The 12,098-nt window shown below is 41.0% G+C and carries 12 protein-coding genes; 7 read left to right on the top strand and 5 right to left on the bottom strand.

What is annotated here, in order from left to right; all coding sequences use genetic code 11:
- From FFF34_000885 to FFF34_000870, 4 genes are all read right to left on the bottom strand, one after another.
- Entirely contained in the window at window positions 1-747 is a 747-nt protein-coding gene (locus FFF34_000885) for a DUF1275 domain-containing protein (GenBank protein ID TSD65986.1), read from the bottom strand.
- Window positions 748-863: 116 nt separating this feature from the next.
- Window positions 864-1,586 carry a carbonate dehydratase gene (locus FFF34_000880; GenBank protein TSD65985.1) on the bottom strand — a complete coding sequence of 241 codons (723 nt, stop codon included), beginning with the start codon at window positions 1,584-1,586 and terminating at the stop codon, window positions 864-866.
- An 8-nt stretch (window positions 1,587-1,594) separates the two neighbouring features.
- The gene (locus FFF34_000875; protein TSD65984.1) at window positions 1,595-3,199 is read right to left on the bottom strand and encodes a SulP family inorganic anion transporter; all 1,605 of its coding nucleotides are present in this window, start codon (window positions 3,197-3,199) and stop codon (window positions 1,595-1,597) included.
- 150 nt (window positions 3,200-3,349) lie between these two features.
- The gene (locus FFF34_000870; GenBank protein ID TSD65983.1) at window positions 3,350-3,682 is read right to left on the bottom strand and encodes a hypothetical protein; all 333 of its coding nucleotides are present in this window, start codon (window positions 3,680-3,682) and stop codon (window positions 3,350-3,352) included.
- Between the two features lie 107 nt (window positions 3,683-3,789).
- Between FFF34_000870 and FFF34_000865 the strand changes: the two genes are divergently transcribed.
- The 7 genes from FFF34_000865 (at window position 3,790) to FFF34_000835 (ending at window position 10,853) form a co-directional block, all read left to right on the top strand.
- Window positions 3,790-5,331 carry an acyl-CoA carboxylase subunit beta gene (locus tag FFF34_000865; protein ID TSD65982.1) on the top strand — a complete coding sequence of 514 codons (1,542 nt, stop codon included), beginning with the start codon at window positions 3,790-3,792 and terminating at the stop codon, window positions 5,329-5,331.
- 7 nt (window positions 5,332-5,338) lie between these two features.
- Complete coding sequence (locus FFF34_000860) at window positions 5,339-5,896, top strand: hypothetical protein (protein TSD65981.1); 558 nt, start codon at window positions 5,339-5,341, stop codon at window positions 5,894-5,896.
- A 175-nt stretch (window positions 5,897-6,071) separates the two neighbouring features.
- Window positions 6,072-6,752 carry a hypothetical protein gene (locus FFF34_000855; protein ID TSD65980.1) on the top strand — a complete coding sequence of 227 codons (681 nt, stop codon included), beginning with the start codon at window positions 6,072-6,074 and terminating at the stop codon, window positions 6,750-6,752.
- A gap of 233 nt (window positions 6,753-6,985) precedes the next feature.
- Entirely contained in the window at window positions 6,986-7,396 is a 411-nt protein-coding gene (locus tag FFF34_000850) for a GNAT family N-acetyltransferase (GenBank protein ID TSD65979.1), read from the top strand.
- A 549-nt stretch (window positions 7,397-7,945) separates the two neighbouring features.
- Window positions 7,946-9,061, top strand: coding sequence for a M42 family metallopeptidase (locus tag FFF34_000845; GenBank protein TSD65978.1), 1,116 nt, complete (start codon window positions 7,946-7,948; stop codon window positions 9,059-9,061).
- A gap of 84 nt (window positions 9,062-9,145) precedes the next feature.
- Window positions 9,146-10,045, top strand: a complete 900-nt coding sequence (locus tag FFF34_000840; GenBank protein ID TSD65977.1) for a nucleotidyltransferase — start codon at window positions 9,146-9,148, stop codon at window positions 10,043-10,045.
- A gap of 436 nt (window positions 10,046-10,481) precedes the next feature.
- Window positions 10,482-10,853, top strand: coding sequence for a response regulator (locus FFF34_000835; GenBank protein TSD65976.1), 372 nt, complete (start codon window positions 10,482-10,484; stop codon window positions 10,851-10,853).
- On the opposite strand, the gene FFF34_000830 is transcribed toward FFF34_000835, so the two are convergent.
- Window positions 10,850-11,911, bottom strand: a complete 1,062-nt coding sequence (locus FFF34_000830) for a hypothetical protein (GenBank protein ID TSD65975.1) — start codon at window positions 11,909-11,911, stop codon at window positions 10,850-10,852. The genes FFF34_000835 and FFF34_000830 overlap by 4 nt on opposite strands.
- Window positions 11,912-12,098 lie beyond the last annotated feature (187 nt).

Genomic DNA, 12,098 nt, shown 5'->3' with positions numbered 1-12,098 from the left:
TTATTTGTTAACGGTTTTTGTAGGATATATCAGTTGGAATATTTTATGGAAAAATACCGGCAGTAAATCGTAGTACAATATAGTGAGTAAAATAACCGGCACAAAGTAAAACACCCTAAACTCGTAAAGGTTAAAGGTATAACCGCCTATAAAGCCGCCAAAAATAAAAAAAGCCAGTATAGTAAGGCGCAGGTATATCTTATTTTTTATCTCGGCACCGGTGTTTGTACGCGGGTGCATCCAGTCGGCCAGTTCGCTGCCCAAATCGGTAAATAAGCCCGTTAGGTGTGTGGTTTTTATCAACCCGCCCGATATGTTTGATACCAGGCTGTTTTGCAGGCCCATGGCAAACAATAAAGCGCCGATCACTATCTCGCGCTCAAACTGGGTTTCTTTGTAAAAGTTATTGCCATAAAAAGCTACAAATATCAGCACCACAATCTCGATGATGATGGGGATAGAGTGTGCCCGGTAATAGCTGATATGCTGTAATGATTTTACTATAAAGTTTGATACAAAGGCACCCAGCAAAAACATTAATAACCATACGCCAAATACGGCTATCGACTGAAAATTTTGCTGAACTATATTTTTGGCCAGGTTGGCTACGTGGCCGGTAATGTTTGATGTAAAAGCTAAAAAAGCAAGCAGGCCGCCAACATCAATTATGCCGGCTACAAATGCTGTTGACGATGCCAGCATCAGGTTTTGCTTTAATGTACGCTTTGCTTGTGGCTGTCGTAACATATAGGGGTTTTACTGTGGTTTAAACATATGCATTTATATCCTGTTTTGGATATTTATGCAAAAAGCCCTGCATGCAGCTGCATACAGGGCTTACACACTTAATTAACAAAAAATTATTAGGCAGATTTTGCCTCGTTGGTGTTATCCAATTCGTATACATAGCCCAGGTTGTGCGGGCTGCTGCTACTTACACCTAAATCTTTGATCAAACCGGTAGATATATCAATCACCCAGCCATGCACTTCAAGGTCGGTGCGGTCCATCCAGGCGTTTTGCACTATTGATGTTTTGCACAGGTTATACACCTGCTCGGTCACGTTCAGTTCAACCAGGCGGTTCACTTTCTGCTTCTCATCGGTAATGCGGTCAAGCTCGTGGGCGTGCAAGCGGTATACATCCTTAATATGGCGCAACCAGTTATCAATAATGCCAAACTGTTTGTTGCTTAAAGCCGCCGCTACGCCGCCGCAACCGTAATGGCCGGCAACAATAACATGCTTCACCTTTAATACGTTTACCGCGTAATCTAACACGCTTAACATGTTCATATCCGAATGTACGCAAACATTAGCAATATTACGGTGCACAAACACCTCGCCGGGTTTGGTACCTGTAACCTCGTTGGCTGGCACGCGGCTGTCTGAGCAGCCTATCCAAAGCACTTCGGGTTGTTGCCCTTTTGATAGTTTCTTAAAAAACTCAGGGTCTTCCTTAGCCATTTTTGCAGCCCAGTCGCTATTACCTTTCTTTAAATTATCATAGCTTTCTTTTTGGGCCAGTTTTATTTTAGCACCGTCTATAACGGGTTTATTGTTGTTGTTTTTATCTTCTAAATTCATGGTAGTATTTATTTAGGGGTGTATATTAAATCTTTTAAAGGTGGTATATCATACCGCTCCTTAATATCGTGCAACTGCACAATAATGCCTTTGGTAAAAGCATTATGCTTAAAATTATTAATTATCTCCAGTACATCCGGGTCTATATACCTCGAGTTTGAGCCATCAATTATTACGTTACTGCCTTTAGGCAAACCGGTAAGTGTTACTTGTATGGCGGCCTTGTTTAAAAACGATACCTCTTCGGCCAATTGTATTTTAATGGTATCCTTTTCGCCGTTTGGCGCTATCTGGTAAAAGTAGGGGTTGCGTAAATTTGTGCGTAATATGTAAAATACACCAACCAGCATACCTATACCTACACCTATCAGCAAATCGGTTAATACCACCGCTATAATGGTTACCACAAAAGGGATAAACTGGTTAAGCCCCTTATGCCACATATGCTTAAATAGGCCCACACGCGCCAGTTTATAACCTACCGTAAGTAATATGGCGGCGAGGCACGATAATGGTATTTTGTTCAATAACGATGGTATGGCCAATAAACATACCAGCAATAAAAAGCCATGAAAAATAGCGCTCATTTTTGTACGCGCCCCCGAGTTTACATTGGCCGATGAACGTACAATTACGGCTGTCATGGGTAAACCACCCAAAAAACCGCTCACTAAATTGCCAGCCCCCTGAGCAACCAGTTCGCGGTTAGTAGGTGATATTCTTTTTATCGGATCTATTTTATCTACAGCTTCAAGGCTTAGCAGGGTTTCTAAACTGGCCACCACTGCAATAGTGAAGGCGGTTATCCAAACCTGCTTGTTGCCAATAGCATCAAAATTTGGCGATTTAAACAAGCCGAAAAATTCGGTAGTGCTTTTTACTAATGGTATTTGTACAAACTGTTTATCTAAAAGGGCAAGGCCTGTGTTAGAAAATGCCATGCCTAATAACACACCGCATACCACCACCATTAATGGCGCGGGTACAACGGCTAACTTTTTCACTTTAGGCCAGTATATCATCAGCAATAATGATACGGCGCTGATAATAACGGCGCCATAGTTAATTTTTGCCAACGCGCTTAATATGGCCGAAAAGGTGTTACCTGTATCGGTTTGGCTAAAGCCTTCATCACCCTCAAAATCCGAATCGTAGCCAACGGCATGCGGAAATTGTTTCATTATTAAAATAATACCTATAGCTGCAAGCATGCCCTCGATAACCGCGGATGGGAAGTAGTTGGCAATGGTACCGGCTTTTACAAGGCCCAGTATTATTTGAAATGCCCCTGCAATAGCCACGCTGAGTAAAAAGGTTTCGTATGAGCCTAAGGTGGCAATGGCATTTAAAACAATAACGGTAAGCCCGGCTGCAGGCCCCGCAACGCTAAGCTGCGAACCGCTTAAGGTACCTATTACAATACCGCCTATTATACCCGACAATATCCCTGAAAACAATGGCGCGCCCGATGCAAGGGCAATGCCCAAACATAAAGGCAGTGCTACTAAAAATACAACCAGGCCCGATGGCAGGTCCTTTTTTAAATTTTTAGCTAAAAAGTATTTTTTAAGATTAAGATCTCCGGCAGTGATTCCGCCTTTCTTAATATCCATAATGATGATGATGTTATAAATGAAATTTTAAATAAACAGCCTGTTAATGCCATTAGGCACAAAAAAGCAGATGCATGATGTTTTAGCTGCCGGTAAAAACAGTTAAACGCTTTGCAAACCCGGATAATAAAATTATCCGGCAAAATTCATTTATACGTTGGGAGGAGGGGTAGGCACAACAGGATGATAAACCTGTGTGTAAAGCGAGTTTTCCTGGTTGTGCAATATGTTGGTTTCAACAATAAAAGGCCTGTAAACAACCAGATGTGTACAGGTTTCGTCAAAAGATTTTTTTTCTTTCAAAGCATCTTTATCGGGGTTTTCCTTTTCGGTTTTTGACTCATGCTCTAACTGCATGATAACCGCACTAACCGTTTTATCGTCAAGACTAATAAAAACCGGCGCGATAGATATGACCATCTTTGCAATAAAGATGCCCATAAACATTAGCACTACCGAATTTTTAAAAATCCTGTTTTTCATGTGTGGCAAAGATATAAAAAAATTGAAATGCAAATTATCAAAACTTTGTTTAAAGATAATCTTACAATATAATTACTAATTTTAACGCTTTACCAATTAACACACCCGTGAACAAAAAGTTAGATATTCTGCAAAAAAAACGCGACCAGGCATTACAGGGTGGCGGCATTGCACGTATTGATAGTCAGCATAAAAAAGGGAAATTAACCGCCCGCGAACGCCTGCATTTTTTATTGGACGATGGCTCTTTCCAGGAGATAGGGATGCTGGTATCGCACCGCTCAACCGATTTTGGGATGGAGAAAGAAAAATATCCCGGCGACGGTGTTGTTACCGGTTACGGCACGGTAAACGGCCGGTTGGTATACGTTTTCTCGCAGGATTTTACCGTTTTTGGCGGATCGCTGTCTGAAACCCATGCCGAAAAGATATGTAAGATAATGGACCTGGCCATGAAGAATGGCGCGCCTGTTATTGGCCTGAACGATTCGGGCGGTGCACGTATACAGGAGGGTGTAGTATCGTTAGGCGGCTACGCCGATATATTTTACCGCAATACCATGGCCAGCGGCGTAGTGCCGCAAATATCGGCCATTATGGGCCCCTGTGCCGGCGGCGCGGTGTACTCGCCCGCCATTACCGATTTTATTTTGATGGTTGAGCATACCAGCTATATGTTTGTTACCGGCCCCAACGTGGTTAAAACCGTAACGCACGAGCAGGTAACATCCGAAGAGTTGGGCGGCGCCAATACACATGCCACCAAAAGCGGCGTAACACATTTTGCCTGCGCCAACGAGATCGAGGCCATTAACCATGTAAAGAAGCTACTGAGCTATATGCCGCAAAATTGCGAGGACCGCGCCCCTGCCCTGCCTTACGAGGTAAAGAACGAGGAACGCCCCGCACTAACCGATATACTGCCCGAAAACGTTGCGCAGCCTTATGACATACGCGAGGTAATTGAGCATGTAATTGACGAAGCATCGTTTTTAGAGGTTCATAAAGATTTTGCCGAAAACATTGTAGTAGGTTTTGCCCGCCTGGCCGGCCGCAGTATTGGTATAGTAGCCAACCAGCCCGCGTTTTTGGCAGGTGTGTTAGATATCAACTCATCAACCAAAGCGGCACGTTTTGTACGCTTTTGCGATAGCTTTAACATACCCCTGCTGGTGTTTGAAGATGTACCGGGCTTTTTGCCGGGCACCGACCAGGAGTGGAACGCCATTATTACCAACGGCGCTAAACTGCTGTATGCTTTTTGCGAGGCAACCGTGCCGCGCATTACCGTTATTACCCGCAAGGCCTATGGCGGCGCTTATGATGTAATGAACTCTAAACATATTGGTGCCGATATGAACTACGCCTGGCCAAGTGCCGAGATTGCCGTAATGGGTGCCAAAGGTGCTGCCGAGATCATATTTAAACGCGAAATAACCAGCGCCGAAGACCCCGAGGCCAAATGGCGCGAAAAGGAACAGCAATACGCCGAAATATTTGCCAACCCCTACCGCGCAGCCGAACGTGGCTTTATTGACGAGGTAATAGCCCCTGCCGATACCCGCATTAAGCTGATACACGCCTTTAAAATGCTGGAAAACAAAGTGGTGAATAACCCGAGGAAAAAGCATGGGAATATACCGTTGTAGATTTTAGATGATGGATAGCGGAGCAATAGGTTTAGTGCTTATTATTTTGATATGTGTCAGCGTATTAATCGGGCTGCCTATTTTGCTTGTATTCCTTTTTTACCGATGGTTAGCTAAAAAGGGCTATAAAACAGTAGGGCTGATAATATTTGTTGGTTTCGTTTTCTTTATTGCCTATAACATATTCACCGCTTTTTTCCCTAACGACAGTTTTTTTTATAATGAGTTTCAAAAAGTAACTTCTAAAAAAATCCCTCTTTCTGCTAATATTATAGCAAAGACAGCATCTTACCCAGACTTTCACGGCGATTATGCCTCATGCTCACTAATAAAGCTTTCTAAGGCTGATTATTTACAATTACTCAATAGCTGTATAAATGATAAAGCGTTATCTACAAATGATCAATTAATAGGATCGGAGGAACTTGATACTGTAATGAAAAACAGAAAGGTTGAGGATATTAAAACAGCTTTTGGCCAAAAAGTTAATGTTGGTGACCACTATACTTATCTTGGCTTTTTTAAGGACCAAGAAACAATACTTGTTTATTTCATTAATCCATAACAAATGCTAGCATGTTAGTCCGGATTTACAATCCGGCCTTAAACACTGCGAATTTGCAATCCGCGAAACAAAAATTTATCTCGGGGATTATAAATCCCAAAACACACGGTACCGGATTATAAATCCAGACCAACGGGAGGTGAAAAATTAAATGAAAAAATCAACTATAATAATAATGAGTACGATAGTAATCTTGCTTGTTCTGATAGTTAAATTTTTAAGTTACAAAATGGACGAAGAGCTTAAAATAATGGCCATCGATTCTACAAATACCGTATATGTAATGCCGCGAAATTATCTTAGTCTCTTTAAAGATAGTTCAAAGGTAAAGGTATATGAGACTATGGAAGGTAAGACCAGAAGTCCAGTGTCTATGTTTTACTATGATGACAAATACCTGGGTATGATCTATAAAATACCTGTTTCTAAAATGGTTTCGTTGAACCCTGTCATAATAGAAAGTCAGCATGAGGACAAAGGTTATTCTAATTCATGGTATCATGGTTTTGAAAAAATCCCCAATCTGTTGATCAGGTTTAAGTCGGGTAAACCTGATACTGGTTCTGCCATTTATTTAAATCTTCACGGCAATGCTACCAGAGCAACAGTTAAAAGTCGGGCGATAAATAGTTATTTTTCGGAGTTCGATAATTTATCTGTGAAATATAAAAAAGAGGATGAAAACGACTTTTATGTCTTAACTAAGGACGAGAAACTAATGCCTGTAGAAGTTTCATTCATCAAAAGTGATAATAACTTTTACATATTCATTCTTACAGTAAAAAACTACACAGGGTTGCTGGCTCCCGGGACAACCAGAAATATACTTGTCAATCGACTTTCTCAGGGAAATTAATTTGCATGTTAGTCCGGATTTGCAATCCGGTCTTAAACACTGCGGATTTGCAATCCGCGAAACAAAGTTATTTCGGGGATTATAAATCCCAAAACACACGGTGCCGGATTATAAATCCAGACCAACGAAAAAGAGCCGAGCGACAATCAGGCAAATACTATTAACTTCTATATTCGAAATTCAACATTCAGTATTCGATATTAAAAATCCTTTTACCTTTATCCTTTTACCTCATGCTCTCTATCGAACAAATAACCCCTCAGCTTACCTGGCGTTTACGGCGCGATATATTGTACCCGGGCCAGTACCTGCACGACATGGAGATGGAGGAGGATAACCACGGTTACCATTTCGGGGCTTTTGAGGATAATGCCCTGGTTGCCGTGGTGTCACTTTTTCAGCGTGATAACGACTGGCAGTTCCGCAAGTTCGCGGTGAGCGATACGGTACAAAAACAAGGTATTGGCAGGCAACTGCTAATCTACATCACCAACTTTGTTATCCGCGAGCAGGGCACCCGCCTATGGTGCAATGCCCGGCTATCGGCCACCGGGTTTTACGAAAAACAGGGCTTTACCAAAACCGGCCACGAGTTCCAAAAAAACGGGTTCGACTACATCATTATGCAAAAGCAATTACCCTAAACAAAAAAAGACCGGCCTGCCTCGCGCAACCCGGTCCTTTTCTAACTGATTTCTTTAACTGACCTTATTTAATTAACGCCGCAAAGGTGGGTGGATAATATAAAGTACATGTTAAGCCATTAACAATATTTTACACCGTTTACCAGCTAACAATATTTTACACAATTTACTGTACAATCTCATCAACATATTGTAACATTTAATATTACAATAAGTGGTATATAGTCAGATAGTGCTTTGCTCAAAAAACCTTGTTTTATTCAACTAAAATTTTATATTAGTAAGACCGGAGTAACGAAAAAAAACGAAAATTCCAGCTGTAACCAACAAAAAAATGGAATATTTTACAGCGGAAAGTGCAATACTTATAGCTGATATCGCTAAAAAGACAAACCGTGAGGGCCAAAACCATTTTTTAAAAAAAATATGAGCCTTTGTTAAAATTTATTTTGTTCGTTTTGTCCGTATACCGTTCACACGGTATTGTATCAATATCAACAGCTTTATTATATTTGTGGCTGGCCACACGGTGGTCTATAACAAAAACAAATGGCTAAAAAGAAATCTGAAGATCCGCAACACCCGGCGATAGTTAACGAAGAATCGCTGTCGTTTTTCGAAAAATATATCAATAACCCCTCTCCAACAGGGTTTGAGTGGAAAGGCCAGCAACTTTGGCTGGATTACCTGAAACCGTATATAGATGACCATTATGTAGACAATTACGGCACCGCGGTTGGTATTATTAACCCCGAGGCTGAGTATAAGGTTGTTATAGAGGCACATGCCGATGAGATATCGTGGTTTGTGAACTATATTACCAACGATGGCCTTATATACGTGATACGCAACGGCGGCAGCGACCACCAGATAGCACCATCAAAACGTGTTGATATACACACAGATAACGGCATTGTTAAGGCTGTTTTTGGCTGGCCGGCCATACATACCCGCTTAGGCGGCGAAAAGGAAGAGGCCCCTACCCTAAAGAACATCTTCCTGGATTGCGGTTGCACCAGCAAGGATGAGGTTGAAAAATTAGGTATACATGTAGGCTGTGTTATCACCTACGAAGATGAGTTTATGGTACTAAACAACCGCTATTACGTAGGCCGTGCGCTGGATAACCGCGCAGGTGGCTTTATGATAGCTGAGGTTGCCCGTTTGCTTAAAGAAAACAACATTAAACTGCCTTTTGGCCTGTATATAGTAAACGCCGTACAGGAAGAAATTGGCCTGCGTGGTGCCGAAATGATAGCCCACCGCATTAAGCCAAACGTAGCCATTGTTACCGATGTAACGCACGATACCGGCACGCCAATGATAAACAAGATAACCCAGGGCGACCTTGCCTGCGGTAAAGGACCGGTAGTATCATACGCCCCTGCAGTGCAAAACAACCTGAATAAGTTGCTGATAGAGACCGCTCAAAAAGCAAATATTCCCTTTCAGCGCCAGGCCTCATCACGCTCTACCGGTACTGATACTGATGCCTTTGCCTACTCAAACGACGGAGTGCCATCGGCATTGATATCGTTACCGCTGCGCTATATGCACACCACTGTTGAAATGATACATAAAGACGACGTGGATAACGTGATTCGCCTTATTTACGAGTGCCTGTTAAATATTACCGCAGGTATGGATTTTAGATATATCAAATAAAACATCAAAACATCAAAACATTTAGGAGTACTTTGAGATTTGTGATTACGTAGATCTTTTAAATTACAAAACCCTTATCTATACATGAAACCTACATTACTAATATTAGCCGCAGGCATGGCAAGTCGCTATGGAAGCATGAAACAAGTTGATGGCTTTGGCCCCAATGGCGAAACGATCATAGATTACTCGATATACGACGCTATAAAAGCGGGATTCGGCAAAGTGAGCTTTATTATACGCGAAGAGTTTGCCGATAACTTTAAATCTATATTCGAGCCCAAGCTAAAGGGACGTGTAGAAACCGATTACGTTTTTCAAAGCTTTGACCTAAAACCCTTTGGTATTGATGAAGAGATTGAACGCGCCAAACCATGGGGAACGGCGCATGCCGTATTAGCTGCGCGCAACCAGGTAAACGAGCCCTTTTGTGTTATAAACGCCGATGATTTTTATGGTTACGATGCCTTCAAAAAAATGGCCGACTTTTTAACAACTGAAGTAGCTGATGACAAATACGCCATTATTGGCTACCAGGTAGATCGTACTTTGTCTGACCATGGCTCGGTATCGCGTGGGGTATGCCAGGTTGAAGATGGTAACATGGTTGCCATTAACGAACGCCTTAAAGTATACTTTAAAGAAGATGGCAGTGTGGCCTACGAAGAAAACGATGTAGAGTATCCTTTAGACCCAAATACACGCGTATCTATGAATTTTTGGGGCTTTACCCCTGCTGTATTTAAACAAAGCGAGCCTATGTTTAAAGCGTTTGTAGCAGCTAATAAAGACAATCCAAAATCTGAATTTTTTATACCTTTAGTTGCTGACGAGTTGATAAAAAGCGGCGAAGCATCATTTAAAGTAATACCAACTGATGCTAAATGGTTTGGTGTTACCTACATTGATGACAAGCCCATCGTACAAAAAAGTATATCGGCTTTGGTAAGCAATGGTACTTACCCAAGCAACCTTTGGGATTAACCCATCGTATAATTGATTTAAAATACAACGAAAAAGTGCTGTTAAAATTAACGGCCTTTTTTTTGCATTATATGTTACAGAAGTATTAATAAAATATAAATAAATACTCGATTAACGTATACATTTACAGTATTAGCCCCCTAAATCGAACTAAATTGAGCGAGAAATTTAAAAAGAAGCCGAGCAGCTATTGCCCCAGGTGCGGCAAATTGTTCCACTACCAAATGCACAGAAGCTGGTTTGTAAAAAACATCCTTTTCTTTGTCCCCCTTAAAAAATATTTTTGCGCAAATTGTAATAAAGCGTCGTACATCATCAAACCTGACGGCCCGGGTAATGCCGGTGAGTAAAATTTGGTATAAGTATTGCTGTAGTACTGGCGTTGCTTTTTAGTACATGTTGTTGTACTTAATAAGCCCGATGCTAAAGATATTATATTATGAGACGGATACTTGCAGTGGATGATGATAATGACATTTTAGAAGTGTTACAATTTATTCTTGAAGATTCTGGCTATGAGGTTGATACACTATCTGATGGCCAATGCTTGATGGATGCGATCAAAGAAAAACATCCGGATTTGATATTATTGGATATAATGCTCGGCAATAATTTAGACGGCCGGGAACTTTGCAAACAGATAAAAAAACAGGTAGACACCAACAATATTCCTATTATTCTGATCTCTGCAAGTCACAATGTATCAAATTCTATGCATCAGGAGGGCGCCCCAAATGATTTTATATCAAAACCATTTGATATAAGTTTATTATTAAATTGTATAAAAAAACAATTGGCTGCGGCTTAATTCGCACTGGGTTTAATGCCTAATTTCGCTAATTCTTTATCAATAAACTCGTTCCACTGCTGTTGTTGGTTATTGTTAGTGCTATGCGCGGTTTCGTCATCATACTGCTTTTGCAGTTTGTTCATTTCTCTAAGGGCATCAAGGTAAAGCATATTAATAGGGCCATCATAATTATAAGGTGGCAGTTCGGCTTGCATTATATTTCTTTTAAAACGCTCCGCCACTATTTTGGCAATATCAAAGTGCCTTTGCTCGTGGTTTAAGGCATAACTGCTTTGGTTACCGGCAGCAACCCAGCTGGCACTTTTAGGCACATACACTTTAATGTTAAGGGTAATTTTAAAAACCGCATTTTTAAGCGCCACATCCTCTGTATAGCCAATACTTGCAAATATCTCTGCTCCATTTTTGCTGCTTGTGCGTGGCTTTGCCTTAAAATCGTCCCATTTTAACGGCCGTTTTATACTATAATAAATAGTGTCTCCCTCCGGTGTCTCGTCATAATTATTAAAAATCACTTTTACTGCTTTTGCCAGTTGCGGATTAGTACCGGCTTGCGCATTTATCCATTTGTTTAGGTATATCAGGCTGTTGTTAATAGCTGCGCGCAGCATAGGCTCGGTTTGCTGCGCTGTAGCAACGGGGCGCTGGTACTGGTTGCCTCCAACGTAAGTGCCAAGGGTAATAAAATCATCATCGCGCTGTAAGCCAAAAGCTATAGAGATATTTACCTTTCCGCTTATACTATTATTAGCGTTTAATGTTTCGGTAATGGTAAACGCTTTTATTTTAATAATTATCGGCCTTAAATTTTTATCAACGGGTATGCTATTGCTAATAAAACTCTTAATTGCTGATATACCACCCTTCACATCCGCTTTATAAACTTCGGGCTTTTTAGCTGCACCAATTTCAATCACGTTGCCGATATAGGTATGGTCGGCGCGTTCATCATCTACACGGTCTATGTAAAATTGTGTCGGCGTTTCTTTAAGCTTTTCATTTTGTAGTACTATATAAGAAATATGCTGTGGTTTGGCGTCATAAGCCGATAACATGATTAAGCTTATCGCCAAAAAAAATAACTTACCTGTGTTAAACATAATTTAAGCAAACGTACAACCTTAGTCATTATTTTTCATAACACCTGCCATATGCTAAATAAAACGCTGTATTCGTAAAGTTTTCCACAACTATACCACGCATTTATAGGTATCGTTTAAAAATAGTGCTTATCCACATTTG

This window comes from Inquilinus sp. KBS0705 (assembly GCA_005938025.2).
Classification (GTDB): domain Bacteria; phylum Bacteroidota; class Bacteroidia; order Sphingobacteriales; family Sphingobacteriaceae; genus Mucilaginibacter.
Note: the sequence above shows the minus strand (reverse complement) of the source record. Positions and strands in the feature narration are given on the sequence as shown.

Excerpts from the sequence above, each read along its gene's own strand:
- FFF34_000885 (TSD65986.1), bottom strand. The coding sequence starts at position 747 with ATGTTACGACAGCCACAAGCAAAGCGTACATTAAAGCAAAACCTGATG.
- FFF34_000880 (TSD65985.1), bottom strand. The coding sequence starts at position 1,586 with ATGAATTTAGAAGATAAAAACAACAACAATAAACCCGTTATAGACGGT.
- FFF34_000875 (TSD65984.1), bottom strand. The coding sequence starts at position 3,199 with ATGGATATTAAGAAAGGCGGAATCACTGCCGGAGATCTTAATCTTAAA.
- FFF34_000870 (TSD65983.1), bottom strand. The coding sequence starts at position 3,682 with ATGAAAAACAGGATTTTTAAAAATTCGGTAGTGCTAATGTTTATGGGC.
- FFF34_000860 (TSD65981.1), top strand. The coding sequence starts at position 5,339 with ATGATGGATAGCGGAGCAATAGGTTTAGTGCTTATTATTTTGATATGT.
- FFF34_000855 (TSD65980.1), top strand. The coding sequence starts at position 6,072 with ATGAGTACGATAGTAATCTTGCTTGTTCTGATAGTTAAATTTTTAAGT.
- FFF34_000850 (TSD65979.1), top strand. The coding sequence starts at position 6,986 with ATGCTCTCTATCGAACAAATAACCCCTCAGCTTACCTGGCGTTTACGG.
- FFF34_000845 (TSD65978.1), top strand. The coding sequence starts at position 7,946 with ATGGCTAAAAAGAAATCTGAAGATCCGCAACACCCGGCGATAGTTAAC.
- FFF34_000840 (TSD65977.1), top strand. The coding sequence starts at position 9,146 with ATGAAACCTACATTACTAATATTAGCCGCAGGCATGGCAAGTCGCTAT.
- FFF34_000830 (TSD65975.1), bottom strand. The coding sequence starts at position 11,911 with ATGTTATCGGCTTATGACGCCAAACCACAGCATATTTCTTATATAGTA.